The sequence below is a fragment of the Staphylococcus simulans genome (genome assembly GCF_002902285.1).
Classification (GTDB): Bacteria; Bacillota; Bacilli; order Staphylococcales; family Staphylococcaceae; genus Staphylococcus; species Staphylococcus simulans.
In genome coordinates this window covers 138,890-164,136 of the sequence record NZ_PPRU01000015.1, presented here as the reverse complement: position 1 = coordinate 164,136, position 25,247 = coordinate 138,890, and the positions used below count along the sequence as shown (strand labels likewise).

Below are 25,247 nucleotides of genomic sequence, written 5' to 3'. Positions count from 1 at the left end.
AAAAGTATCTATGTGGCTTACATAAGAGTCCGTGAGGACTTCTATTATAAAGATTTTTATACATATTTTCGAAAATTTCATAAAAAAATAAACTACCGTTACACTTTTTCAAGTTATAACGGTAGTTTGTCTACGGTCTGTAATAGTTATTTAAAACTATTCTTTTTTATTTTAACAGACTTATTGTAAAATTAGCATAGTTTTTCTGAACTTTACAATATCTACAAACTTCTTCTTCAAACGAAATATTGTTATTCCTTATCATCTTTGCGTAAAATAGAAAGTACTGTATTAAATAGATGAGGAGGAAAGTCATGGATTTTATTCATCGCACAACCGAGGAAATCGCACGTGATCTATTAGGAGTTAAAGTCCAATTCGACGATGGTGAACAAACGTATGCAGGTTATATCGTTGAAACAGAAGCCTATTTAGGCGATGTTGATCAAGCTGCTCATACGTACAATGGACGAAATACACCTCGTGTACAATCCATGTATAAAGATGGCGGTACAATCTATGCACATGTCATGCATACACATCTATTAATCAACTTTGTGACACAACCAGCAGGTACTGCCCAAGGGGTACTAATCCGTGCACTAGAACCCGAAACGATTACTGAACAAATGAAAGAAAATCGTAACGGCAAAGATGGTATAGACTTAACAAATGGTCCAGGTAAATGGACACGTGCCTTTAATATGACAATGGCCTTAGATGGTTTTAAATTAAATGAAGGCCCTCTAAAAATCGATACAAAACAACGTCGTTATCCAGTTGACATTGTTGAAAGTCCACGTATCGGCATTCCTAATAAAGGTGAATGGACACATAAACCATTACGCTTTACTGTAGAGGGTAACCCTTACGTTTCACGTATGCGGAAATCTGAGATGAAACCCGCACAAGAAACTTGGAAATCTTAAATGGATACTAAATTTAATAGTTATTGATAAACGAAAAAAGTGGTCCTCCTTATGTTCAGGAGAGACCACTTTTTTCATATTTCTATAATGGTATTTGTTTGTAGAGATAAAGGTACATTGATGACACGTTGATTCAGCGAACCTTTGAATGCTAAGCCTGGTTGATAAAGTTGTTGGACAAAAGGTCCATCTACTAAAACATCAATTTGTTTTAAAAGTTCTTTACGTGCTTTTGTATTATGTTTTAAATTCTCAAACATAAAACCAGACCAAACCCAAATCGTTTTAGTATGACCAAAACGTGCTCTGAATGCTTCAATCAAGGGTTGGATAATGTCTATATTACAAAATGGTTCGCCGCCTAACAGGCTTAACCCAGCAATATAATCTGGTGCACAAGCATCAAGGATTTGAGTCAACGTTTCATCTGTAAAAGGTGTGCCATATTTAAATTTTTGTGCTGCGACATTATAACAGCCGGCACATGCAAAAGGACAACCTGATACATACACACTGCATCTGACCCCTTCTCCATCCACAAACGATTCTTCTTCAATCTTTGCGAGATAACCTTGTCCAGTTTCAACTTGTGCATATAACATCGTTATTCGTTTCCTTTCATATGTTTCACACGTGCAGCAATTTCTTTATGACGCCCTTCAATCGTTGGTCTTTGAACAGGATTACCAAGATAACCGCAAGTTCTTTTAACCACATCTACTGTATCAGGATCATGATTACCGCAATGTGGACATTCATAGCCATGTGCTGTTGTTTTAAAGTCCCCTTCAAAACCACATTCATAGCATTTGTCTATCGGCGCATTCGTACCTAAATAACTGACTTTATCATATGAATAGTCCCATACCGCTTCTAGCGCCTTTGTATTATGTGTCAATTTAGGATACTCACAATAATGAATATAACCGCCGCTCGCTAAGAAAGGATAATCTTTTTCAAAATCCAATTTTTCAAACGGTGACACTGCTTTACGTACATCGTAATGGAAAGAGTTTTGGTAATAGCCTTTATCTGTGATATTTGGGATTAATCCAAAACGTTCTGTATCCAAACGACAGAATCGATCTGTTAATGATTCACTTGGTGTACTGTATAAGCTAAAGAAAATATCGTAATCATCTGTCCATTGATATTGGAAATCTTTCATGCGTCTTAAAATGTCTAATGTGAATGTTTTCGCTTCTGGATTTGTTTCCCAGTTAGGTCCATAAAAAACAGTTGCTGCTTCATAAAGACCAATATAGCCCATTGAGATAGTTGCGCGTTTATGTTTGAATAATTCCATCACATTATCATCTTCTTTTAAGCGATTATGGAATGCACCGCTTTTATAAAGGATTGGTGCGTTATTTGGAATCACAGATTGAATACGTTCAATGCGATAAACTAATGCATCATGAATCAATGTCATACGTTCATCAAGTAATCTCCAGAATGCAGCTGGATCGCCTTCTGTTTCAATCGCAATACGCGGTAAGTTCAAAGTAACAACACCTAAATTACAACGACCGCTGTTTTCATTTTCACCTTTTTCGTTTTGCCATGCTGGTAAGAATGAACGACAACCCATCGGCGCTTTGAAGTCACCTAAAATTTCAACAGTTTTATCATAGTTCAAAATATCTGGATACATACGTTTAGTAGAACATTCTAAAGCTAACTGTTTTACATCATAGTTGATATCTTCAGGCGCAAAATTGACACCTTTTTTAATGGAGTAAACCAATTTAGGGAAAATGGCAGTCACATGATGATGTCCTAAACCTTGAATACGAGTTTTCAAGATTGCCTTTTGAATCATTCGGCTGTATGTATCTGTGCCTAAGCCGAAACCTAGTGTCACGAAAGGTGTTTGTCCATTAGACGTATAAAGTGTATTAATTTCATATTCTAAACTTTGCATCGCATCTTTAATATCTTTTTCAGTTTGCGTACGGACATAATCATCCAATTGTTCAGGATATACAAACTTTTCTCCGATTTCGCGATGTTTTCTGGCGTTACATTCTGCATATTGACTTAATACTTCATCAATACGATCAACTGTACAACCACCATATTGACTGCTTGATACGTTCGCAATAATTTGAACGATTTGAGCTGTCGCAGTTTGAATGGACTTTGGTGATTCTACTTGTGCATTACCAATTTCAAACCCTTTTTCCAACATCCCTTTAATATCAATCAAGCAACAGTTTGTTAGAGGTTGGAATGGGTGATAATCTAAATCATGGAAATGAATATCTCCATTTAAATGTGCTGCTGCCACATGTTTTGGTAATAAGTGTTCTAAGGCATATGATTTTGAAACGACACCTGCAGTTAAGTCACGCATTGTCGTAAATGTTTCACTGTCTTTATTCGCGTTTTCATTAACTACTGTCGGATCTTTATTAATTAAGCGACTTAAGCTCTCTTCTAGTTTCAACATAGAATTCCCCTTTTCTACTATATCTTGTGTTCTAAATACTAAATTACCACAATATATAGAATTTAGAAGAGGATGGCCATACTTTTAACAGATATGTCAAAATGTTGTGGCTTTATTTTGAATAGAGTATTTAGGACGACTCTATTTCCAACTTTTTCTAACTACGCAAAAATGCCCTCATCTATATATCATAGACAAGGACATCTCATCAATTCACAAAAACTATTACAATCTGTAAATAGTCTACCCTAAGTTTCTAAATCATTTTGCTTATTTAATCTGTCACATTGTTTATGTTGGAGTCACACACAAACAACTGTCAAGACTCATCCTTTATTACTTTGGATGTAATCATTCATGTATATATGTTAACATTCTTTGAAAAAAGTTAGTGTCCATATTTTAAAATTTAGAGTTGAAGCACTGTATGATAGTTTATTTAACAGTCCGACCACTCAAAATCACGTAGAAGTTTTTAAGATAAAGCATTCATTAAAAATACGTTCAATTTTGAAATTTTGTAAATTATGATGAGTCAGTTGACAGCTTAAATAAGCAGTATATATATAATTCTCGCCACTAATCAAATAGTTGGTTATGTCGTATATATATTTTGTCGATGAACGACTCAACTCTATACGCAAATCCTGATTGATGTCTATTATCATAGCGGTATTTGTCTCGGGTGTTATGACAACCAAATGATACTTCACATTATTTTCAGCACGATCAACTTTAAAAGTATGACTGGCTGTAATAATATTCGTGTTGATATTGTTTTCGAGAGAAACATTCCAATTATTTAACTCAACTTCTATACTGATGTGTAGCCCTGAGATGTGATGTTGGTTCTTATCATAATAGTATAAAAATGGTTCAACAACCGGTGATGTCGGTTCTATCAGCACGGTTTCTTTGAATTGTGAATAACTAGGTCTCACTCCCTGACCCCCTTCGACAGAGAATTAATATACTCCTATTATAAATTCAGCTCAGTTTCTAAAGATAGATATAAATCAATACACATTTATGTCAAAATGTTTCTTATAGGTACTAAATAATACTCATCTGTAATTTTGTTATTTACCAATCATTTTATTTTGTACAATCCATCATTTTTTATGAATCTAATTGCTTTGTGCAAATTAATGTTCTATAATAAGTGTAAGCGTTGCCAGAGCCTATGGACTCAAAGGTCCAGCTCTTCGTGATTGCCTATACCAAAACCAATTTGTTACTAAAAAAGCGGTTCAACCCTCTACCAGTTGAACCGCTCTCCTTATATTTCCACTTATTTTTGTATATTTTCATACAATGATTCTTGTGCTATTTTCTAATTTAATCCACGTTGTTCTATCCAATTTTTTAGATATTGATCAAAAATGACTGACGTTTGTTGTAAATCTTGAATATTGGATGCATCCAACATCGTCGCAATTCGTTTCATTTGTTCAAGAAACGCTTCTACATATTCTACAGTTTGTGTAATCCCATTATTTTCAACTTGTTCTAAGAAAGGTCGAGACATACCTACTGCATCCGCACCTAGCGCAATACATTTCACAGCATCCAGCGGGTTACGTACACCGCCGCTCGCAAATACAGTCATTTTATTTTGTAGTGATTGGCTTTCTAATAAAGATTCGACTGTTGATTGTCCCCAATTTTGAAGGTAAGACATATCTTTTAAATCACGGCGTTCATTTTCGATATTAACAAAGTTCGTACCGCCGCGGCCGCTGACATCTACATAACGTACACCGATTTCATATAGAGCTTCTATCGTTTCTTTGCTCATACCGAAACCGACCTCTTTCACAATCACAGGTACATCAACGGTTTGAACAATTAAGCTCAAGTTTTCCATCCAATTTGAAAATGTACGATTACCTTCTGGCATTACAAGTTCTTGTGGTGCATTGACATGTACTTGCAGTGCATTTGCATCCAACATCTCTACAGATTTCTTAGCTAAGTCTGCAGGCACATCTGCACCGACATTACTAAACAAAATACCTTCTGGATTCTTTTCTCTTACAATATTGAATGAATCTGCAGTTTTTGGATTACGTAATGCAGCATGTGTTGAACCTACCGCAATTGCAAGCCCTGTCTCTCTCGCAACTACCGCAAGCTTTTCGTTGATTTGTTTTGTCCATTCACTGCCGCCTGTCATGGCATTAATGTATAGGGGTGAACTTAAGTCAAAGTCTGGTAATTTGACTGATAAATCTACTTGTTCTACATCCACGCTTGGAATAGAATGATGAACAAATCTGACACGATCAAAATCAGTTAGTTTCGGATCAGTTTGTGCCATCGCAATTTTTACGTGATCATCTTTTCGTTGTTCCCTTTTAGAGTCGCTCATTGTCTTTCCTACTTTCTTTTCTTTCATGTATTAGTGATAGTGTATCAATCAACTGACATTCGTTCCAGTTTTTAATGCTCCCATTTCAAATCATGCTAAAGCATATTTTTACGTTTGAAGAACCAAAGGCACCATAACGTAATTAGTACCATCAATCCTAGGCATATAAAGTAACCATAATGCCATTTCAATTCTGGCATATATTCAAAGTTCATTCCGTATATCCCCGCAAGCAATGTTAATGGCATGAAAATCATTGAAACAATAGTTAATATCTGCATGACGTGGTTCATTCTATATGTAGTATATGATTCAAAATTGTCTCTGATTTCTTTCGTGATATCCTGTGCTGTTCTCAACATATTTTCTTCTTTGACGATATGATCTTTAATATGTTGAATATACATTCTATGCCTTTCATCTCTCACTAAAGCACTCGAATATTGCAACGTATCAATCAACTCTTTCATCGGCATAATGATTCGGTTCATCTTGATAATATCAGAACGTAAATCAAACAAATCATCCATCATATACTTGTTGGTACGTTCTCCTCCATGTTCATCTTCAAACATAAACACTTTATCTGATATCTTTTCCACGTGATTGAAATATTCATCCACAATATGGTCAAGGATATATAGAACAATATCATCACAATCTAAATCTTTATCGAAATGAGCAGTGACTTGCTTGTGAACTGCTTCAATTTCATCAATCGGCTGATGATGATATGTGATTAAGATATTGTTTTTAATGAAAATATTCAAGACTTCAACTTGATAATTTTGTTCTGAAAGTCGATGAAACACGATATTTTGATAATCTCCATAATTCTTATACTTCGCCCTTGGATTAGCATGTATAGTATCATCAACTTCTAATGGGTTAAAATCAAAGTTATCTAATAAAAATTTATTTTCTTGTTCAGTCGGTTCATTCAAATCAAACCAAATCACCGTCGCATCTGACGGAATATCACGCTTGTCTTCTACTGTTTTGAAGCCATGTGAATGAGTTTGATAATATATGGACATACTCATGCGTTTCCCTCCCCTATGTCATAAAATTAGTTTATCATTTTTAGTATTAATTATGTTTGAAGTTATCCCTATTGATTTGTATATTATGGAGGGTTATAAAGTATAAAACAATACATGATAAATAAAAAAATAATAATCGGTAAAGGAGTTTTTTAATGAGCAACCTATTTACATTAACAGGTACAGTAGAAAAATCTATGATTGATCATAATCAGCATATGCATGATTCACAATATAACGAAGCGTTCAGCCAAGCAACGAATGAATTCAACTATAATAACGGTCTTTCATTAGACGAACGTAAGCAGTTAAACTACACGATTTTCACAATTGAAGAACACACAACATTCTTATCCCAGCTTAAGTTGGATGATAATTATCAAATTGATATTCATCTTTATAACTATGACTATAAGCGTCTGCATTTCTTTTTAATTATGCGCAACGAACAAGGCAACATTGTCGCAACGAATGAACAAATGATGATGGGTATCGATCGTGATAGTGAAAAATCAGCTCCTTTCCCAGAAACATTTATGCGCAATGTTGAACTTTACTACCACACACAACCTAAGGTTGATTGGCCAAAACAACTGGGGCATCGTATTGAAATACCTCAAAAAGGAGATTCTAAATGAGTTTATCCCTTCAAGAAGAACTTCAAGTAACTTTGTTGGATTTAACGGACGATGTCAAAGTCGAACTTAGCGAGCTCAATCAACGCAAAGACAATGTAACTAAGGGGCCTGACTATAAATTATTTGAACGTGGTATTATGCATGCGATTATACAAGGTAAACGTCAAATGATAGATACGCTACAAAATCAATTACAAAGAACAGAAACCAACCAAGACATCACGACTTTAATTCAAAATACAAAACAAGATTTAACAACACAATTATCACAACTTCATAGTGAAATCCCATCAAACAGCACGACCAACCAAACTTATTATGAAGAAGGTCTGGCTGTAGCACAACTCTACGAAACACAAGGAAAGTACTATGTGATTCAAGTCATCAGTGATAAAATATATACAATACAGTCAGAAGATAAGTTATAAGAATATATAAATCATTCTGTTCTTCTTTCTTCAAAGGGAGGTATTTGGTCCATTATGGCTCAAAATAATTTACGACGGGCTGATAAAGCTCCTTTAGATCGAGTACCGCTTCAACGCGGCCAGTATTTCGCACCAAAAAAGAAGCGTTCTTACGTCAGTTTAATTATTCAAATCATCGTATTGATTCTGACAATTATCTCGATTTACAGTATGCTGAAAGAACCTATTTTCAATATTTTACTCGTGAATGAACCCATTCGTTTTTCACAAATCTTGAATTTCCAAGAGACACTGCAAAACATCTCGAGTCAAAATGTTGATTTAACACAAATCAGCCAACTGCAAGATAATATCAGCAAATTGAAACTGGCCTTTTACGCCTTTTTCTTCGCAGGTATTCTCAGTTTGATTTTGACGGTTTTAACATTGATTTTTAATCGTACTGCGATAAAAATTGTCAATATGGTCTTAATCGCCATTATGTTTGCGATTCCTTTCGGCCTGGCTTATATCGTTGAAGAAACAGCGAAACGCGTATCTGAAACATTACAACAATACTTTATTAACCTCTCACCTGATAAAATCTTAGTCACAGGTGAAGCAATAAGTAATGCGACCGTATTACTCGCGTGTTGTTTCGGTTTACTCTTTATCAGCTTATTCTTCAGAAACCGTCGTATTCGAATTAAATAGTTAATGACTACGCAACAGCTCACACCGAGTTGTTGCTTTTTTATATTCAATTTTCTCAAACATTTAACTTTACAATAAACTCAATTCTCTTTATCATAGATATAGTTAACACCTCTCAACTAAAAAGTATGAGGAAATTTTATAAAAAAGGAGTCAATATAGAAAATGAAAACAATATTGAAATTCAGATGGCTAATTTCAATTATTGTTGTGATAATGGTGGCTTGTACTTTAATTTTCGCACCTAATTTAACAAAATTAGCTGAAGATAAAGGTGATATAAAGCCTCCTGATAATATGACCTCACAACAATATACAAATAAATTAAAAGCAGTCGGTGCTGATTCCGAAAGTATCAGCGCTGTCGTCAAGTTAGATCGACCTCTAGATAAAACAAGTCGTCAACAGCTTAAGGACTATGTTAAAGACATCAAGAAAGTGAAACATGTTGAAAATGTCATTAATCCTGTCGAAAGTATGGACATTGAAGACAAATTAGTGGCAGATAATAAAAAAACTGTGCTCATTCCTATAGAAACGACAGATGATAAAACTAAGACTTTAAATGCTGCGGATGATATCAATCATATTCATCAAGACTTTAAGTCTTCTTATTTAACTGGTAATGAAATCATCAATGATGATATCAACAAGAGTGTGAACGAAGGCTTGCAGAAAACTGAAATTATTACAGTCATTTTAATTCTCGGTATTTTATTCTTAGTCTTCCGTTCTGTAATTACACCTTTTGTACCATTACTTTTAGTTGGTATTTCTTATTTATTCTCACAAGGTATTTTGGCACTGCTTGTCAAATATATCGATTTTCCAATTTCCATCTATATTCAACCGTTCTTAATCGCGTTGCTGTTTGGTATTGGAACGGATTACTGTATTTTATTACTTAACCGCTATAAAGAAGAGTTGAGTAAAAACCAATCCAATTATCAAGCTGTATTTAACACTTTCAAAAATGGCGGACGCACGATTTTAATCTGTGCCATTACAGTATTAGTCGGCTTTGCAGCATTATTCTTTGTAGAGTTTAGTCTCTTCCGTTCAGCGATGGGTATCGCAATCGGTGTGCTATGTCTGATGATTATCTTATTCACCTTGCTGCCTACACTATTAATGGTAACGGGTGAAAAAATATTCTGGCCAAGCAGAAATGCTGGTACACACAAAGATAGTAAATTATGGGGCACGTTGGGTCAATTTACAACGAAACGTTCTTTCTTTGGCCTTGTCATTGTGTTAGTAATTTTGGTACCCATTATTATTTTCGCACCTAATAAAATTTCATTCGACAATACTAATGAAATCAGTGATCAATATGATTCCATCAAAGCCATCAATATCATTAAAGATGACTTCACTATGGGACAAGCATTCCCAGTAAATATTGCAATCGCAGATGATCATAAACTGACAACTTCTAAAGGTGTGAATGATGCTGAAGTCTTGGCACAATCAATTGAAAAAATAAAAGGTGTCGATAGTGTCAGCACGATTACACGCCCTACCGGAGAACCGATTAAATCTCTTTCAGCATCGCATCAACTAGATGTCATTCAAGGCAAGTTAAATGAAACGAATCAAGGACTCGATCAAGTCAACAATGGTTTAGGTGAGATGCAGTCACAAGTTGAACCTCTAACAGAACAACAACGTGTACAACAAATGCTGCAACAAAGTTCTCAACTTCCACCACAACAAGCTGTTCAACAAGTTACTGGACAGTCTGGTCAATTAGCACAAGGGTTAGAACAATCACAAAATGGTATTTCACAAGTTCAAGACGGACAAACTCAGATTCAACAACGCTTAAAAGAAATGGCCGATGACAAAAACATCGACAAGTCTGGTATGCATATCACAGATGATATGTTGAAAAATACAGATTTAAAAGATTCGGTTAAACAGTATAGCGAAGGCAATGGTAAGGTACTCTTAATGACTGTTGAATTAAAAGGAGATCCTTTCTCTAAATCAGCTATGCAGACTGTAGATACGATACACGAAACTGTCGATCATCAAGTCAAAGGTACATCATTCGAAAACAGTGATATTGAGTTTGGTGGCACATCATCACAAAACAATGACTTAGAAAAAACAGTCAATAGTGATATGAGTAAAGCCATCGCATTGATTACAGTATTCTTATTTATTGTACTGTTAATCTTTGAACGCTCAATTATTATGCCGATTTATATGATCGCATCTATTTTAATCACATATTATGCATCTATCGGTATTTCAAACTTAATCTTTACAAACTTATTTGATATGGGTGGCCTCTCATTAGTTGTTCCATTCTTCAGCTTTGTTGTACTCATGGCTTTAGGTATCGACTACGCAATCTTCTTAGTCAACCGCTTCACCGAAGAAGTCGAACAAGGTCATTCAGTCACTGACGCCATCATCACTTCAATGCGTAAGATGGGTACAGTTATCATGACCGCATGTGTCATTTTAGTCGGTACTGTCGCAGCACTTTATACTTCTGGTGCCTTAACACTTATGGAAATTGCGACTGTGATTATTATCGGACTTATCATTTATAACGTACTCTTATTACCACTCTTCATTCCTTCGGTTGCACAATCATTCAATCAAGGAAACTGGTGGCCATTTAAAGCACCTACGAAGAATTCTCAAACTAACACGTCAAATACAGACCCTACAAATTAAAAAATGAATCATAATTGAAGAAACGCCCCTGCGTAAAGGACGCAGAGGCGTTTTTATTAGAAAAAGCGACAGATACAGCACCTGTCGCTTTTTTAATATCTTCAATATTTTTTAATGATCATGTTCTTGCGCAAATGCATCTGCTTTTTTCTTACTTTGAATAAAGAAACTAAGGAATAATGCGATAGCGCTAAATAATGTCGCAATCCAGAAAGCATCATTGACACCTTCAACTGTCGCAAGTTTATTTAAGAAGGTCATAATCACTTTCATTGCGCCTTCTTGACCGCCATATTGCATGGCCATTTCTTTCATTTGATCTTGAATCGCCGGATTCGTTTTATCTAAATCTTGTGCGAACGTATTCATGTGTTCAGTTGTTTGTGTCGTCATCACTGTAACGAGAATAGCTGTACCGATAGAACCCGCTAATTGACGCAATGTGTTCACTAAGGCATTACCATGTGAAATTAAACGTGCTGGCAATGCATTCATACCTGCTGTCATAATCGGCATCATAATAAATGCCATACCAAATGAACGTAAAATATAAATCCCCATAATATGCGAATACGGTGTATCCATTGTTAAATGCGTTAACTCCCATGTTCCGTATGTCATAACCGCGATACCAAATATCGCAAGTGGTTTAATACCTATCATGTCATACAATTTACCAGCAATTGGACCTAATAATCCCATAACTAAAGCACCTGGTAATAGTAATAAACCTGAATCAATCGCGGTAAAACCACGTAAATCTTGTAAATAAATCGGTAATAATAACATACCGCCATATAAACTCATCATGACAATAACGTTAATAAGTGTTGTTAATGCATAAGTCGGAAACTTCAAGACTTCAAAGTTCAACATCGGCATCTTCATACGTAACTCTCTTAAGATGAATAAGATAATAAAGATAACTCCGATAGTAAATGAAACGATAATTTCATTTGAACCCCAACCTGCATTACCTGCTTCACTAAAGCCATACAGTAATGCGCCGAAACCTAATGTACTGAAAATAATACCTGGGACATCTGCTTTAGGTTGAGACGTATGTTGATAAATTTTGAAACCGAAATAACCGACAACAATCGCCACAATACCGATAAAGAACATACCGTAAAACATAAGATTCCAGTGATAGTTTTGAACGATATAACCTGATAATGTCGGGCCGATGGCTGGCGCTAAAATCATCGCAACGCCCATCACACCCATAGCCATACCACGTTTAGCCGGTGGGAAAATCGTCATAATCACATTAGAACCTAGCGGCATTAATATCCCTGCACCCGCTGCTTGAAGCACACGGCCAGTCATCATAACCGGGAAGTTCATCGCAATCCCGCACACTAATGAGCCGAGTGTGAAAATAACGAGTGAGAACAAGTATAATTTACGGTAAGAAAAACGGTCGAATAAAAAGGCACTGACCGGAATTAAAATACCGTTTACCAACATAAAACCAGTCATCAACCATTGACCTGTTGATGCGGTAATATTGAAATCACTGTTGATTTTAGGCAATGCCACATTTAATAATGTTTGGTTTAAAATTGCAATAAACATCCCAAACAACATCGCCGCAAGGACTTTATTACGTGTTGCACCTTTACCAAAACGATACATGACCGAATCGCCTTGTGCAGGTTGTTCTGTCTCTTCTGTTTCTGAGTTTTGTGTTATTTCTTGTTCATATGTGGACTCAGTTTCTGTTTCATCTGAGTGAGTCTGTTTTAAGTCTGTCTCCTCTGTTGATTCATCTGATGTTTCTAAATCGCTCGCTTTAAATCTTGAAGGATCAGTATTTTGTTTGATGTGAGAGGGGTTAGGTTGACGTACTGATTGAGAAGTTTTACGTTTTCTTAAGAAAACATTTATCAGCAATACAATCAGTAATGCAACGACAATATATATAATTAAAGCAAGTGTCATAGATTGACCTCCTTACTTATGAATACTTACTTCAGCATTCATACCTGGAACCACTGATTTTGCCGGTGCATTTTCAAGTGAAATCTTCACAGGTACGACTTGTGATACTTTAGTATAGTTGCCGTCGCTATTAGATGAAGGCATTAAAGAGAAACTTGAAGCTGTCGCTTTACCGACTTGTTCTACTTTACCTTTCATTTTAGAATCTTGACCGTCAATTTTAACATCTACTTTTCTACCCTTTTCAACATCGCCAATGTCTGTCTCATCTACATTTGCGGTAATATATAATTCATCTAAATTATAAGCATATGCCATTGGAGAACCTGCTTGAACCATGCCACCTTCTTGCGCATCTGTTTTCACAATAGTTCCGGCTTGAGGCATTTTAATATCCATTTTTTGTGGAGAACCGTCTTCTCCTTTACCTGCTACTTCTGCGATTTGTTCATCTTTTTTATAGTATTTGTTTTCTTTGCCATCAAATGATTCTACTTTACCTGAAACAGGGCTCGCAATTTTAATTTGTTGGCCATCTACTTTCGCGTTATCTGTTTTTATATAACTTGTTGCTTGGTTATAATAGTAAAATCCGCCGATGCCGATTAACACAAGCACTACGATTGTCACAATATTAATAATGATTAACTTCTTCATACACACTTTCCTCCTATTTGCTTTTCAAAGTCACTTTTAATAGTATAAAGACATGTAACTTAAAAAAACACCAACACTTTTAAAAAATGTGTCGGGCGATTCTAAAGTGTAACGAAGAGGTGCAGGGATGAAAAAGCGTGCTCGAATCAAAATTTTTATAAATACAATTGGTCTGATGGAAAACTATGCGCCAGAAGAAATCACAATTAAAATGATTTGCGCATATAGCGGTATTAACCGTTCTACTTTTTATGACTACTTCCAAGATAAATACGATTTATTTGAACAGATTCAAAACTATCACATGTCGCGTTATCAAAAGTTAATGCACATTGTATATCAAGATTTTGAAACCATTAAAAAGGATAATCAAAAGCTGCTTCAGTTTTTCCGTATTATCTTCAGATACATTAATCGATTTCAACGATTTTTTCGTGCCATCTTTGTCACACATCCACAAAAAGATGTGATTATTAAATTCGTCACTTTTACACATGAATCTTACGAACGATTGTTGAATGATTATACACGTATTTCAGATAAGATTTACTTTGCACATTACTTAATCGGAGGCCAATTAGGTGTAATTCATACTTGGTTAAGACGTGATTGTACAGAAGCACCTGAAGCAATGGCACAAACGATGTTAGTCAATACTATTAAAATGAGGCAACAAGCTTAAAATACTCAATAATAAGCAAAGAGGAAGCGTCTGACGAAGACACTTCCTCTTTTTATATGAATAAATAAAACACTGCTTTATATATTTTCACTACTCATTCTCTGATAGAGGCTGCGCAAAGACTCTGGCAGTAATCAAATGAAGTATTATTAATACAATTGATGCGATAAAAATGATAATTAAATAAGGGATATAACTGCTTTCACCCATTAAACCAACTAACGGTGTACTGATGCCTCCGATTAATGTTTGAACTAAACCGAGTAAACTAGAAGCACTGCCCCCGCCTCCTGTACGTTCATCCATCGCCACTGAAAATCCAAGTGTTGCGATACCTGTTACTGGGCTGACTAACACAAAGAAAGCTATGAATAAAAAGAAAATGGGCAAGTGGAAAATCAGCACAATTGAAATCAAGACAACTCCGACGAGTTGAACCCAAGTATAACCGCGCATTATTGCTAAGGGTGAAAAGTAATCAACTAATTTACCAGATAATTGTGATGAAATAATCAAGCCGATACCATTCACTGCGAACATAATACTGAACGCTTGTGGTGAAAGTGTATAAATACGTTGTGTAATAAAAGGAGAGGCTGAGATATAACTGAATAAAATCACAAAAGTCATACCTTGAAGCAACATTGGTAAAACAAATCTCGGGCGCTTCAACAAACGTTTGAATTGAATTAAAATTGATTTGATATCAGCTGGCTCTCTCGCTTGCTTACTTAATGATTCTGGCACACGTATAGAGGTACTGAATACCATAAAAATCCCGAAAATCGTTAAGATAATAAAGACCATATGCCATGTTGAAAATAATAGGATAATGCCGCCCAGTGCTGGCGCAATCACAGGTGCGACACCATTCACCAACATTAAAACAGCTAGGAATTTTGTTAAAGCTTTTCCATGATACATATCACTGGCAATCGCTCGTGAAATCACCGCAGCTGCCCCTGCACATAAACCTTGAATCAATCTTAAACTGATCATCATCGTGATATTCACCGAAAAAACAATACCTATACTTGCGATAGTATAGATGACCATCACTATAATTAAAGGTTGTTTTCTTCCATAAGCATCTGATAAAGGTCCCATAATCAAATTACCAAACGCTAATCCAACCATAAATAAAGTCAGTGTTAATTGTGCCGCAGATGCAGTTGTATTAAAATCCGATCTGATTTGCGGCAGCCCTGGTAAAAACATATCGATGGATAACGCACCGATGGCTGTCAGCGCACCTAAGATAATAATCAAAAATATAGGCGGTCGCTTTTGATATGTATGTCCCTGACTCACAAACAATCCCCTTCTTTCTCTCTGTACAATTCAATTAATATCCTCATGTTATACCGATAGTCAAAATAATACAATGAAAATAAAACACGTATTTCAAATAAACAAAACTACAAGTGACGTATATTAAATAAACTCCTCTCTATCCAATGGATAAAAAGGAGTTTATTTATGATTGAGCGCTGATAATTTTCAAGTCGTCAGTACTTGGTATCTGACCCGATTTATGATTATCATCTAAAAGTTTATAGGTTGATTTAACCCATACACCTTGGTTATTTAAAGTTAAGACTTCAGCGTAAACGTGCGCCCCTTCAGTCGTTACATCAACGACTTGGGGCGATTGGTAAAAAGACGCTGCACCTTGACCTGTTTGAATCAAATGTTGTGTCTGTTTATAATTATCTGTTCCTGATTTTAAAAATGGAGACACACTTGCGAAGTTATTATTCGTCGACGCTTCATTTAAAGCTGACGTATATTTATCAAAGAACCGAGACAATTTATTTTTTAAACTGTTTTCCTCTTTTTCTTTCTCTTCAACATACTTCTCAATTTTTTCTTTTTCGAAGTGTAACGTCACAGGGGTATTCTCTTTTAATTCATTCGGATAAATTTTTATGCTGTCAGATTCGAATGTTCTGCCTTTGACTTTACCTTCTGCTGATACTTCAACTTCATCAGTTACAGGGTAAGGTCCATATAAACGTGTGTGATCGTAATTGTAAGACTTACCATTAATTTTCACTTTCGTATGCTTACCTTCTAATTTATTGGCACCTTCTAACTTGATGTTTAAATTCGCCTCAGGGAATTTTTCATGAACATCGACTGTTTCGCTGTTACTGTTTTTAAATGAGAAAGTCAAATAACCACTGAATTTACCATTAGCTGTTTCTTTTGTTGCAGGAATTTTATAATCACCTGGAATAAAGTTACCTAACATAGTGGCTTCATTAGCTTCTGCGATAACTTTACGTTTTCGATCATCCGCTCTGAAAATATACGTTGTTTTCGTTTTAGGTTTAATAATCGGTTTCTTAGTAATCGTAGTGAAACTGATGTTATCAAAGAAAATAAAACGGCGGCCATTTTTAGTAATACGCAGTATTTTATTGCCATCAGGTGTTTTAATAAAGCTGGCATCTTTGTCGTTACGGTCTATGTTACGTATCGTCTCTTGCAGTTCTTTATCAAACTTATTCTGGCCAATTTCGCTTTTTATATATTTAATGTACGTTTCCGCTTCATACGTACTTACTTTATTCTCACGTGTACTTAAAATCGTCGCAATACGTTGTGTATCATTATTCTTCACTGCATTCGCTAAGATTTTTGCTTGTGCTTCTGGTGTATTGAAATTTCTCAACAAGAAAAACAGAATAATCAATAAGATAACGATAAAAATACCGATACCCCACGGCACCATTTTACGTAGATTCTGATTTGTGCGCATACGTTGTTCACGCGTTTTGCGGCTTTCATTAGAATCCGGCTTTTCGGATTGCCCCATTGACAGTTCACCTCGTTTCAATACTTTCAAATTTTATTCACATTTCCCAGGAAATGTTGAAACTAACTCGATTTTCTATGTAAAGAATGTTTGTTTTTCTTAAATTTTATGTAACCCGCACAAATTTTACAGGTATTGCACAAAAAAGTAAAACTAAAACCGACATTTCTTCTGTAAAACTGTTGGATAGTTCTATTATAATAGACTACACAATAAAATTATATCAGTATTTAGCCTTATGTCCTTTTTTAACAGTAATTATGACAAAAATCGGTACACTTTGATAAGGTACCGATTTTTATCAATGCTATTTGATTTATCGAATTTTAGAAATATATTCTTTAATACGTTGATCGATAATTCTTAAGTTTTTAGCTGTTTCTTCTATTTGTGATTGTGATATATCTTGAAGCAAGTATGTAGAAACATCATTTACAATCACTTTAGTACGTTCTATATATTCGCGACCATTGTCAGTAAGTATCACATACTTCAAACGTTGGTCTACGTTTTCATTTTGTTTTACAAGTTCAACTAATTCAAGATTAATTAACTTTTTAATTCGACGACTGATGGCAGCTTTATTGACACCTTGTTTTTCAGTAATTTCTGAAAGTGTCAAAGATTTATTATTGTCTAGTAAAAATAAAGCTTGAGATTGTTCAATCGAAATATGATATTCCTTACGTAAACCTTCTAGCAAACTTGCCATGAGGGTATTAATATCTTCGATAAACATTGCCATAAACTGCGTGTGTTGCTCAATGTTTTCCATGATTTTCTCCTTCATAACTATAAAAATTTCTTATTGCATCTCAGTATGAGAACCTTTTTATTCTACATATTAAACAATCCGTATATCTAATCATATCATATCTAAAGTAACATAAGGCGAAATAGGGTAAGATTAGAAGAAGGAAATTTATTATATAGAGGTTAATTATGCTATTACTTTCACTCATATTAAGCCTATTGATTTTATGTAGTTATATCTATTTATACTTTAATCACTATCGCTTTTTAAATATACAATCCTTTTTCATTACTCTGGTCTTAGGATTCATCATATTATTTATTCATTTAATCACGCGTACATTGCCTTATGATTTAGCCAGCGTATCAATAATAGGTGCCTTACTTTTATTATTCAAGCATCGAGCTATTTTAGTTTGGAAAAGTGCACGTATGTTCTTCACAAGAATTTTGGGTCTGACTTTAGCTGTTACTTTCTTAGCATTGGCTTTAAATTTATTAAGTCATATTCCAGTACCCGTGCTGAATGCACTTTTCTTATGGATCGGTTGGATTACTATCAGTACACTCTTTGCCTTAGTCCACTATTTAAGTTGGTCTTCAGCATTTAGTATGGTCGTACTGCCAGAACCGATTGATGTAATCATTGTACTAGGCGCAGGTTTATATCGCAATCAAGTGACACAAATGCTGGCTTGGCGCTTAGATCGCGCAGTTGCTTTATATCAAAATCATCATGGCAATCCTTACATTGTAGTCAGCGGCGGGACTGGTGAAGGAGATAAAGTATCAGAGGCTGAAGCCATGCAAGCGTATTTAATTGAACAACACATTCCAGAAGATCGTATTATTTCAGAAGATCAATCACATAGCACTTTTGAAAACCTGAATAATACAAAAGCACTTATCAGCAATCAAGCTTTTGAACACATCGCTATTGTCACGAGTCAATTTCACATATTACGCGGCTTGCGTTTTGCACAAGTTCTTAAAATGAACGCAGTCGGTGCTGGCAGTCGCACACCTTATCCATTTTTTGATACAGCATTAATCAGAGACTTTTTTGCTTTGATGTATTGTTATAAACTGTTATTAACCATTTATTTTGGTGCTTTGTTCATTGGCAGTATGTTCGTTAAGCACCCTATATTACTTGAATTCTTTTTATCTATGTTCTAACTCATATAATGCTATGTATATAAATAAAAAAGTTGAGGTCTCACCTATTTTAGGTTTGACCTCAACTTTTTTTACATTATTTTCCCTTAATCATGTTTCCCCAATTAACGCGATTAATCATTGGCTACTATTATGAGCGTTAATTATATTTGACTGTGTTTATACTTCTTCACTGTCATCTTTTTTATTAATAATTTTACCATCGAACAAGTCAATGACACGGTCTGCATAATCAAAGAGTCTTGTGTCATGTGTGATAAGAATTCCGACCATATCTTCATTTGTGATACGTTCTCTGATCATTTCAGTTACTTCTGTTGCACGGTGGGCATCTAAGCTTGCTGTTGGTTCGTCAGCTAAGATGATTTTTGGATTATTCATGAATGCACGCATAATCGCAACACGTTGTTTTTCACCGCCAGATAACATAAACGGATAAGCATCTAAACGATGTTTCAAACCGATTTGGTCTAATAATTGCTCTGCACGTGCTTTCGCATCTTTTTTAGACATGCCCGCTTCTTGTCCTACTAATGTCAATTGGTCTCTAACTGACAAGTAAGGTACTAAATGCGAAGCTTGGAAGATAAAGCCGATTTCAGTTAAACGCATATCTGAGTTTGTTTTTTCTTTTGAGAACAATGGCGCACCATTGTAGATAATTTTACCTGTATCTGGATCCTGTAGACCACCTAAAATTGTTAATAACGTTGATTTACCTGAACCTGAAGCACCGCTCAAGATAACGAATTCTCCAGTTTTAACTTCAAAGTTAACACCTTTTAAAACATCTGTTTTAGCTTGGCCAGTACCGAATGATTTTGTAATATCTTTAACTTCTAAACCCATTATCCTTCACCTCCGATTGCTTCGATTGGATTTACTTTAACGAGTTTAATGAATGATAATGCTGCACCGATAATTGCAACGACTACGAAGACGCCTACTACAAGTAACATGTTGCCTGCAGTTAAGTGGAACGGCATACTTACTGGCATTATCATACCTAAGCCACTAATAATCAGTAATGAAACAACCACACTAATCATTGTAACAAGTAAGATTTGGAATACTAATGATGATAACAAGTGTCTTGTTTTGATACCGATAGCTTTTAAAATACCGATTTCAGAGATTTTTTGAATTGTCATAACGTAGAAGAATGCACTTAAGACAATTGCTGAAATCACGTATAAGCTGACAATCATCATTGTTAATGGTGCTTGCTCTGCGTTGTAACTTGGAATATTGTCAGTTAAGTCTTTTTCAGTTACTACTTTTGCACCGTTAATGTCATTAATTTTTTTCTCATCTGTTTTAGATACATCTTTTAATGGATAAAATGTTGCTGCTTTTGGCACTAATTTTTCAAACGTATCGCCTGTTGTCATCACTGCAGATGTGTGTGAATACATTGTGTCTTCTAATAGACCTACAACTTTATAATCTTTGTCACCATTCTTGAATGTTACAGTGTCACCTTTTTTCACACCATCAGCTGTTAATTTTTTATTAATAACAACTTCATTATCAGCTTTTGGATAATGACCTTCTGATAAAGCTGGTTTGAAGTCTTTACCAGGATTAATCAACATGATGTCTAGGTCATTTGAATTCTCGCTTTTCATTGATTGCATTCCGATTTGGAATGGCTCTGCGTTGACTACATTCTCGATGTCTTTTTTCTCGTCTGGTTTAAGCGCTGATTTTTCAATCACCGGCTCTTTCATATCTTGTACGACGTATTTTTCAGCATTCATATTATCTAACATAGAAATGTTTTCGCGTCCAAGCCCTTGTGCGAGTCCGCTAATGAATAATACCATGCTAGCCAGTAACAAGATAATCAGCATTATTAAAATATATTTGAACTTATAGAATACGATCTCTTTCCATGCTAACTTCATATTATTGACTCCTTTTTCTTTTATGATACTTATATTGTAAGCAGACTTTATGAACTCAATATGAACAAACTGAACCTTTTGTTCATTTGATATATTTGTGTCACTCAGTTACTGAAAGGTATAATTAATCTAAATGATTACTAGGAGTGATAAGGATGACAACATGTCTCATTGTCGATGATGATTATCAAATCCTTCATTATGTATCTTCCTATTTAGAACGTGAAGGTTTTAAAACATCCACGCATTCCAATGCGCGTGATGCCTTAAACTATTTAGAAACACATCAAGCTGATATTGCGATTGTCGACATTATGATGGATGGCATGGATGGCTTTGAATTATGTAATGAAATAAAAGCTTCTTATGAAATGCCGGTCATTATGTTGACCGCACGTGATGCTTTAAGTGATAAAGAAGAAGCTTATTTAACGGGTACTGATGACTATGTAACCAAACCTTTTGAAGTACAAGAACTCATCTTCCGGATCAAAGCTGTTTTAAGACGCTATCAAATTAATGCGGAAAATGAATTAACCATTGGTAACTTAAAACTGAACCAATCTTATTTAGAAATTGCTTGCGATACAAAAACAATGACCTTACCGAATAAGGAATTTAACTTACTCTTCTTATTAGCAAGTCATGAGAAACAAGTTTTTTCACGAGAAGAATGTATTGAACGTGTATGGGGATTTGATTATGAAGGGGATGACCGTACGGTTGATGTGCATATCAGACGCTTACGTAACCGTTTAAAGAAAATCGGCAGTAATGTCACGATTGAAACGGTCAGAGGCTTAGGTTATAAGGTGGAAGTTCATGTTTAAATCACTTTATACACGGATTGCAGTCTACACGATTGTCATTTTATTACTCAGCGCTGTCGCAAGTTTTATTTTGACCAATGTTTTGTATCACGTTGCTTTGAAACCCTCAAATGACCATAAGATTATGACCACCTTACAAGAAGCTAAAAAGTACCAAAAAGAATCCCATACAACTAATATGAAAGCCTACTTCAAACATTTAAGCGAACTGAACTTCCAGCTTGTCACTGTCGATCAAAAAGGTCATAAAACTTTTTATGGCGCAAGTTTCAGACGCGATACACTGACTCAAGAGACCATTGATAGTGTATTGAAAGGACATAATTATCACGGAATTAAAAACCATCCCTACCAACTCTTTGTGACAGGTTTCTTTGATAATGAAACCAACAATACTGTCGGCACACGCTTTAAGACACCGGAAGGTAATGTAGCAGTGTTTATGCGTCCTGATATCGGTAAATCATTCAGTGAGTTCCGTGTGTTCTTAGCAGTATTAATTGTGTTATTACTCATTATTGCGATGGTACTGATTATCAGTTCAACTTACACGTTAATCAAACCAATTACACAACTTAAAAATGCAACTAATCGTTTGATGGAGGGTGACTTTAGCACATCGATAGAAACAACACGTCACGATGAACTTGGTACACTGCAATATCGTTTCGAACAAATGCGTGTGTCACTTAAACAGCTTGATGACATGCGTCAGCACTTTGTTCAAAATGTTTCGCATGAAATCAAAACACCTTTAACGCATATCCATCAGCTATTAGATCGTCTCAGTCAAGCGAAAGACGACGAAACGAGACAGTATTATATAGATGAAATCCATGCGACAACGAGCCGTCTCAGTAATTTAACGCGAGCATTGTTATTGCTTGCAGAGTTAGATAACAACGACCACTTAGATTATGACGATGACGTTGAAATTACTCAGATGCTGCGTTTAATGGTGCGTCACGAACAGTATGCGATTGACGCCAAAGACTTATTAATTATGACTGATCTTGAACCAATTACAGTCAAAGGTAACTATCGTCTGCTTTATCAGGCATTTCATAATATATTGACCAACGCAATTAAATATACTAAACAAGAAGGCAGTATTGATATAGATGTATTCTCTGAAAATAATACATCTATGATTTGTCGCATTACTGATGATGGTCCAGGTATGTCAGAGGATGTACAAGCTCATCTTTTCGAACGTTTCTATAAAGGAAATTCTTCTGCGACAAGCAATGGCTTAGGTCTAGCCATCGCACAAATGATTATGCGTTTGCATGGTGGAGATATTAAAGTGGAAAGTACTCTAGGTGAAGGCAGTACCTTTATTTTAAGTATGCCGTTATCACAAGCAGATAACACACCTACTTTGGAACCATTAAATCAATAAAAAACAAAAAGCGCTTCAGTATCAGAATTAAATCTGACTGAAGCGCTGTTTTTATGGCTTATTTTTGATTATTTAATTTCAAATAATGTTCAACATCCGCTTTAACTTCTTTATATAACTCTGGGTTTTCCGCAAGTTTTTGACCGAATGATGGAATCATTTCTTTAATTTTTGTTTCCCACTCTGGGAATTCATGTTTATAGCTGCGTTGTAAAATATCTAACATTACATCCACCGCTGTAGAAGCACCTGGTGATGCGCCAAGTAATGCGGCAAGTGAACCGTCTTCAGAACAAATAACTTCTGTACCGAATTGTAATGTACCTTTACCTTTGTCTGTATCTTTGATGACTTGAACACGTTGGCCTGCTACGACAATATCCCAATCTTCTTTCTTCGCATTCGGGATAAATTCACGTAACTCTTCAATACGTTCATCATCTGACAACATTAATTGTGAAATCAGATATTGTGTTAATTTCATTTCTTTCGCACCTGCAGATAACATCGTCAATAAGTTGTTGGGTTTAACTGACTTGAATAAGTCCATGTTTGAACCTGTTTTTAAGAACTTAGGTGAGAATCCTGCAAATGGACCGAATAATAATGATTGTTTACCGTCAATATAACGTGTATCTAAATGCGGTACTGACATCGGCGGTGCGCCTACTTTAGCTTTACCGTACACTTTCGCATTATGTTGACTTACAATTTCAGGATCTTGGCAGACTAAGAATAAACCGCTGACTGGGAATCCACCGATATGTTTCGATTCTGGCAGATGTGTTTTTTGAAGCAATGGCAAGCTAGCGCCTCCAGCTCCGATAAATACAAAGTCAGTAATATAAGTTGTTGTTTCTTCTGTTTTTAAGTCTTTCACTTTAACTTTCCAAGTACCATCTTTACGTTGTTTTAAGTCTGTAACTTGATGCTCATACTCTACATCGACTTGGTTTTGTTGTAAGAAGTCAAATAGTTTTTGTGTTAAAGCACCAAAGTTAACATCTGTACCTGTCTCATCACGGCTGACTGCAACTGGAATATTGTTATTTCTGCCTTCCATCATTAAAGGCAACCATTTTTCAATTTGGCTTTTATCTTCTGTCATTGTCATTTCATTAAATAATGCATTTTCTTTCAATGCTTTGACACGACGTCTTAAGAAATCTACATTACGCACACCGATACAGAAACTCATATGCGGTACCGTATGAATAAATGCTTCTGGCTGTGTCAAATTACCGTGTTTTACTAAATAAGACCAGAATTCTTTAGAAACTTGGAACTGTTCATTAATTTTTAAGGCTTTAGAAATATCCAAAGAACCGTCAGGCATTTCTTTCGTATAGTTCATTTCGCATAGTGCAGAATGCCCTGTTCCCGCATTATTCCATGCATTTGAACTTTCTTGTGCAGATGCGTCCAACTTCTCAAATACTTTAATTTCTTTTTCTGGTGCAACTTTCTTTAGTAATGTACCCAATGTCGCACTCATGATTCCGCCACCAATTAAGATGACATCTGTTTTGCTATGTTGTGAACTCATAACAAATACAGCCCCCTTTTTCATAATGAAGATGACACCTTCTTAAGTATGTCGTTCTCTTCTCTCAACCCTCTCTTGAGAAAGCGCTTAATTAAACACTTAAAAAAATAACACACCTAAGTCATGCCTGGATATTGTTGCTAAATGATTTCGTTCTATTCCTATATTATATACATAAACAGATTAAGACAAAAGGGGGAAGGTGCTTAAACACGAAAATACGATTCATTTTGTTTTAAGTGCAAGTTAAAAATATATTGCAAAGCATGTACCTTTGTATT

General features: G+C 35.3%; 22 protein-coding genes. 9 read left to right on the top strand and 13 right to left on the bottom strand.

The window, feature by feature from the left end; all coding sequences use genetic code 11:
- The first annotated feature begins 314 nt into the window (after positions 1–314).
- Positions 315–929, top strand: coding sequence for a DNA-3-methyladenine glycosylase (locus tag CD112_RS04470; RefSeq protein WP_002479681.1), 615 nt, complete (start codon positions 315–317; stop codon positions 927–929).
- 74 nt (positions 930–1,003) lie between these two features.
- Here the strand turns inward: CD112_RS04470 and nrdG are convergent, their stop codons facing one another.
- From nrdG to corA, 5 genes are all read right to left on the bottom strand, one after another.
- A complete protein-coding gene (gene nrdG / locus CD112_RS04465) occupies positions 1,004–1,531 on the bottom strand; it encodes an anaerobic ribonucleoside-triphosphate reductase activating protein (protein WP_002479682.1) in 528 nt (175 codons plus the stop codon).
- Positions 1,532–1,533: 2 nt separating this feature from the next.
- Positions 1,534–3,381: an anaerobic ribonucleoside-triphosphate reductase gene (nrdD, locus tag CD112_RS04460; RefSeq protein ID WP_002479683.1), complete on the bottom strand. Its 1,848-nt coding sequence runs from the start codon at positions 3,379–3,381 to the stop codon at positions 1,534–1,536.
- Positions 3,382–3,842: 461 nt separating this feature from the next.
- Positions 3,843–4,322: a hypothetical protein gene (locus CD112_RS04455; RefSeq protein ID WP_002479684.1), complete on the bottom strand. Its 480-nt coding sequence runs from the start codon at positions 4,320–4,322 to the stop codon at positions 3,843–3,845.
- 392 nt (positions 4,323–4,714) lie between these two features.
- Positions 4,715–5,752, bottom strand: coding sequence for a type 2 isopentenyl-diphosphate Delta-isomerase (gene fni, locus CD112_RS04450; RefSeq protein ID WP_057509942.1), 1,038 nt, complete (start codon positions 5,750–5,752; stop codon positions 4,715–4,717).
- Positions 5,753–5,847: 95 nt separating this feature from the next.
- Positions 5,848–6,795 carry a magnesium/cobalt transporter CorA gene (corA, locus tag CD112_RS04445; protein WP_002479686.1) on the bottom strand — a complete coding sequence of 316 codons (948 nt, stop codon included), beginning with the start codon at positions 6,793–6,795 and terminating at the stop codon, positions 5,848–5,850.
- Between the two features lie 155 nt (positions 6,796–6,950).
- On the opposite strand from corA, the gene CD112_RS04440 reads away from it, so the two are divergent.
- From CD112_RS04440 to CD112_RS04425, 4 genes are all read left to right on the top strand, one after another.
- On the top strand, positions 6,951–7,433 hold the full coding sequence (locus CD112_RS04440; RefSeq protein ID WP_057509944.1) for a thioesterase family protein: 483 nt from the start codon (positions 6,951–6,953) through the stop codon (positions 7,431–7,433).
- A complete protein-coding gene (locus CD112_RS04435; RefSeq protein ID WP_057509945.1) occupies positions 7,430–7,861 on the top strand; it encodes a hypothetical protein in 432 nt (143 codons plus the stop codon). Before CD112_RS04440 ends, CD112_RS04435 begins: the two co-directional genes overlap by 4 nt.
- Positions 7,862–7,915: 54 nt before the next feature.
- The gene (locus CD112_RS04430) at positions 7,916–8,554 is read left to right on the top strand and encodes a hypothetical protein (RefSeq protein ID WP_002479689.1); all 639 of its coding nucleotides are present in this window, start codon (positions 7,916–7,918) and stop codon (positions 8,552–8,554) included.
- Between the two features lie 165 nt (positions 8,555–8,719).
- On the top strand, positions 8,720–11,245 hold the full coding sequence (locus CD112_RS04425) for an MMPL family transporter (protein WP_103363928.1): 2,526 nt from the start codon (positions 8,720–8,722) through the stop codon (positions 11,243–11,245).
- Positions 11,246–11,356: 111 nt separating this feature from the next.
- Here the strand turns inward: CD112_RS04425 and CD112_RS04420 are convergent, their stop codons facing one another.
- Together CD112_RS04420 and CD112_RS04415 are read right to left on the bottom strand one after the other, a co-directional pair.
- Positions 11,357–13,189, bottom strand: coding sequence for a DHA2 family efflux MFS transporter permease subunit (locus CD112_RS04420; RefSeq protein WP_103363927.1), 1,833 nt, complete (start codon positions 13,187–13,189; stop codon positions 11,357–11,359).
- Positions 13,190–13,201: 12 nt separating this feature from the next.
- On the bottom strand, positions 13,202–13,846 hold the full coding sequence (locus CD112_RS04415; RefSeq protein ID WP_002479692.1) for an HlyD family secretion protein: 645 nt from the start codon (positions 13,844–13,846) through the stop codon (positions 13,202–13,204).
- Positions 13,847–13,973: 127 nt separating this feature from the next.
- On the opposite strand from CD112_RS04415, the gene CD112_RS04410 reads away from it, so the two are divergent.
- A complete protein-coding gene (locus tag CD112_RS04410) occupies positions 13,974–14,528 on the top strand; it encodes a TetR/AcrR family transcriptional regulator (protein ID WP_002479693.1) in 555 nt (184 codons plus the stop codon).
- 90 nt (positions 14,529–14,618) lie between these two features.
- Here the strand turns inward: CD112_RS04410 and tcaB are convergent, their stop codons facing one another.
- The 3 genes from tcaB to tcaR all read right to left on the bottom strand — a co-directional run bounded on the left by tcaB (position 14,619) and on the right by tcaR (position 18,127).
- Complete coding sequence (gene tcaB, locus CD112_RS04405; protein ID WP_023015048.1) at positions 14,619–15,839, bottom strand: putative multidrug effflux MFS transporter TcaB; 1,221 nt, start codon at positions 15,837–15,839, stop codon at positions 14,619–14,621.
- A 166-nt stretch (positions 15,840–16,005) separates the two neighbouring features.
- On the bottom strand, positions 16,006–17,349 hold the full coding sequence (locus CD112_RS04400) for a TcaA second domain-containing protein (protein ID WP_103363926.1): 1,344 nt from the start codon (positions 17,347–17,349) through the stop codon (positions 16,006–16,008).
- Positions 17,350–17,665: 316 nt separating this feature from the next.
- Positions 17,666–18,127 carry a MarR family transcriptional regulator TcaR gene (gene tcaR / locus CD112_RS04395; RefSeq protein ID WP_170121962.1) on the bottom strand — a complete coding sequence of 154 codons (462 nt, stop codon included), beginning with the start codon at positions 18,125–18,127 and terminating at the stop codon, positions 17,666–17,668.
- 407 nt (positions 18,128–18,534) lie between these two features.
- Between tcaR and CD112_RS04390 the strand changes: the two genes are divergently transcribed.
- Positions 18,535–19,281: a YdcF family protein gene (locus CD112_RS04390; protein ID WP_231911530.1), complete on the top strand. Its 747-nt coding sequence runs from the start codon at positions 18,535–18,537 to the stop codon at positions 19,279–19,281.
- 159 nt (positions 19,282–19,440) lie between these two features.
- Here CD112_RS04390 and CD112_RS04385 read toward each other — a convergent pair whose 3' ends face one another.
- Together CD112_RS04385 and CD112_RS04380 are read right to left on the bottom strand one after the other, a co-directional pair.
- Positions 19,441–20,130: an ABC transporter ATP-binding protein gene (locus CD112_RS04385; protein WP_002479698.1), complete on the bottom strand. Its 690-nt coding sequence runs from the start codon at positions 20,128–20,130 to the stop codon at positions 19,441–19,443.
- Positions 20,130–21,188: an ABC transporter permease gene (locus tag CD112_RS04380; RefSeq protein ID WP_103363923.1), complete on the bottom strand. Its 1,059-nt coding sequence runs from the start codon at positions 21,186–21,188 to the stop codon at positions 20,130–20,132. Before CD112_RS04380 ends, CD112_RS04385 begins: the two co-directional genes overlap by 1 nt.
- Positions 21,189–21,343: 155 nt before the next feature.
- On the opposite strand from CD112_RS04380, the gene CD112_RS04375 reads away from it, so the two are divergent.
- Positions 21,344–22,018 (top strand): response regulator transcription factor, encoded by a 675-nt coding sequence (locus tag CD112_RS04375; protein WP_002479700.1) that lies wholly within the window; start codon positions 21,344–21,346, stop codon positions 22,016–22,018.
- Positions 22,011–23,420 (top strand): sensor histidine kinase, encoded by a 1,410-nt coding sequence (locus CD112_RS04370; RefSeq protein WP_023015053.1) that lies wholly within the window; start codon positions 22,011–22,013, stop codon positions 23,418–23,420. Before CD112_RS04375 ends, CD112_RS04370 begins: the two co-directional genes overlap by 8 nt.
- Before the next feature lie 58 nt (positions 23,421–23,478).
- Here CD112_RS04370 and mqo read toward each other — a convergent pair whose 3' ends face one another.
- Entirely contained in the window at positions 23,479–24,966 is a 1,488-nt protein-coding gene (gene mqo, locus CD112_RS04365) for a malate dehydrogenase (quinone) (protein WP_002479702.1), read from the bottom strand.
- Positions 24,967–25,247 lie beyond the last annotated feature (281 nt).

Excerpts from the sequence above, each read along its gene's own strand:
- CD112_RS04380 (WP_103363923.1), bottom strand. The coding sequence starts at position 21,188 with ATGAAGTTAGCATGGAAAGAGATCGTATTCTATAAGTTCAAATATATT.
- CD112_RS04370 (WP_023015053.1), top strand. The coding sequence starts at position 22,011 with ATGTTTAAATCACTTTATACACGGATTGCAGTCTACACGATTGTCATT.
- CD112_RS04440 (WP_057509944.1), top strand. The coding sequence starts at position 6,951 with ATGAGCAACCTATTTACATTAACAGGTACAGTAGAAAAATCTATGATT.
- CD112_RS04420 (WP_103363927.1), bottom strand. The coding sequence starts at position 13,189 with ATGACACTTGCTTTAATTATATATATTGTCGTTGCATTACTGATTGTA.
- CD112_RS04400 (WP_103363926.1), bottom strand. The coding sequence starts at position 17,349 with ATGGGGCAATCCGAAAAGCCGGATTCTAATGAAAGCCGCAAAACGCGT.
- CD112_RS04435 (WP_057509945.1), top strand. The coding sequence starts at position 7,430 with ATGAGTTTATCCCTTCAAGAAGAACTTCAAGTAACTTTGTTGGATTTA.
- CD112_RS04425 (WP_103363928.1), top strand. The coding sequence starts at position 8,720 with ATGAAAACAATATTGAAATTCAGATGGCTAATTTCAATTATTGTTGTG.
- CD112_RS04390 (WP_231911530.1), top strand. The coding sequence starts at position 18,535 with ATGTTCTTCACAAGAATTTTGGGTCTGACTTTAGCTGTTACTTTCTTA.
- nrdD (WP_002479683.1), bottom strand. The coding sequence starts at position 3,381 with ATGTTGAAACTAGAAGAGAGCTTAAGTCGCTTAATTAATAAAGATCCG.
- mqo (WP_002479702.1), bottom strand. The coding sequence starts at position 24,966 with ATGAGTTCACAACATAGCAAAACAGATGTCATCTTAATTGGTGGCGGA.
- CD112_RS04415 (WP_002479692.1), bottom strand. The coding sequence starts at position 13,846 with ATGAAGAAGTTAATCATTATTAATATTGTGACAATCGTAGTGCTTGTG.
- CD112_RS04430 (WP_002479689.1), top strand. The coding sequence starts at position 7,916 with ATGGCTCAAAATAATTTACGACGGGCTGATAAAGCTCCTTTAGATCGA.
- CD112_RS04385 (WP_002479698.1), bottom strand. The coding sequence starts at position 20,130 with ATGGGTTTAGAAGTTAAAGATATTACAAAATCATTCGGTACTGGCCAA.
- CD112_RS04375 (WP_002479700.1), top strand. The coding sequence starts at position 21,344 with ATGACAACATGTCTCATTGTCGATGATGATTATCAAATCCTTCATTAT.
- nrdG (WP_002479682.1), bottom strand. The coding sequence starts at position 1,531 with ATGTTATATGCACAAGTTGAAACTGGACAAGGTTATCTCGCAAAGATT.
- CD112_RS04470 (WP_002479681.1), top strand. The coding sequence starts at position 315 with ATGGATTTTATTCATCGCACAACCGAGGAAATCGCACGTGATCTATTA.
- corA (WP_002479686.1), bottom strand. The coding sequence starts at position 6,795 with ATGAGTATGTCCATATATTATCAAACTCATTCACATGGCTTCAAAACA.
- CD112_RS04410 (WP_002479693.1), top strand. The coding sequence starts at position 13,974 with ATGAAAAAGCGTGCTCGAATCAAAATTTTTATAAATACAATTGGTCTG.
- fni (WP_057509942.1), bottom strand. The coding sequence starts at position 5,752 with ATGAGCGACTCTAAAAGGGAACAACGAAAAGATGATCACGTAAAAATT.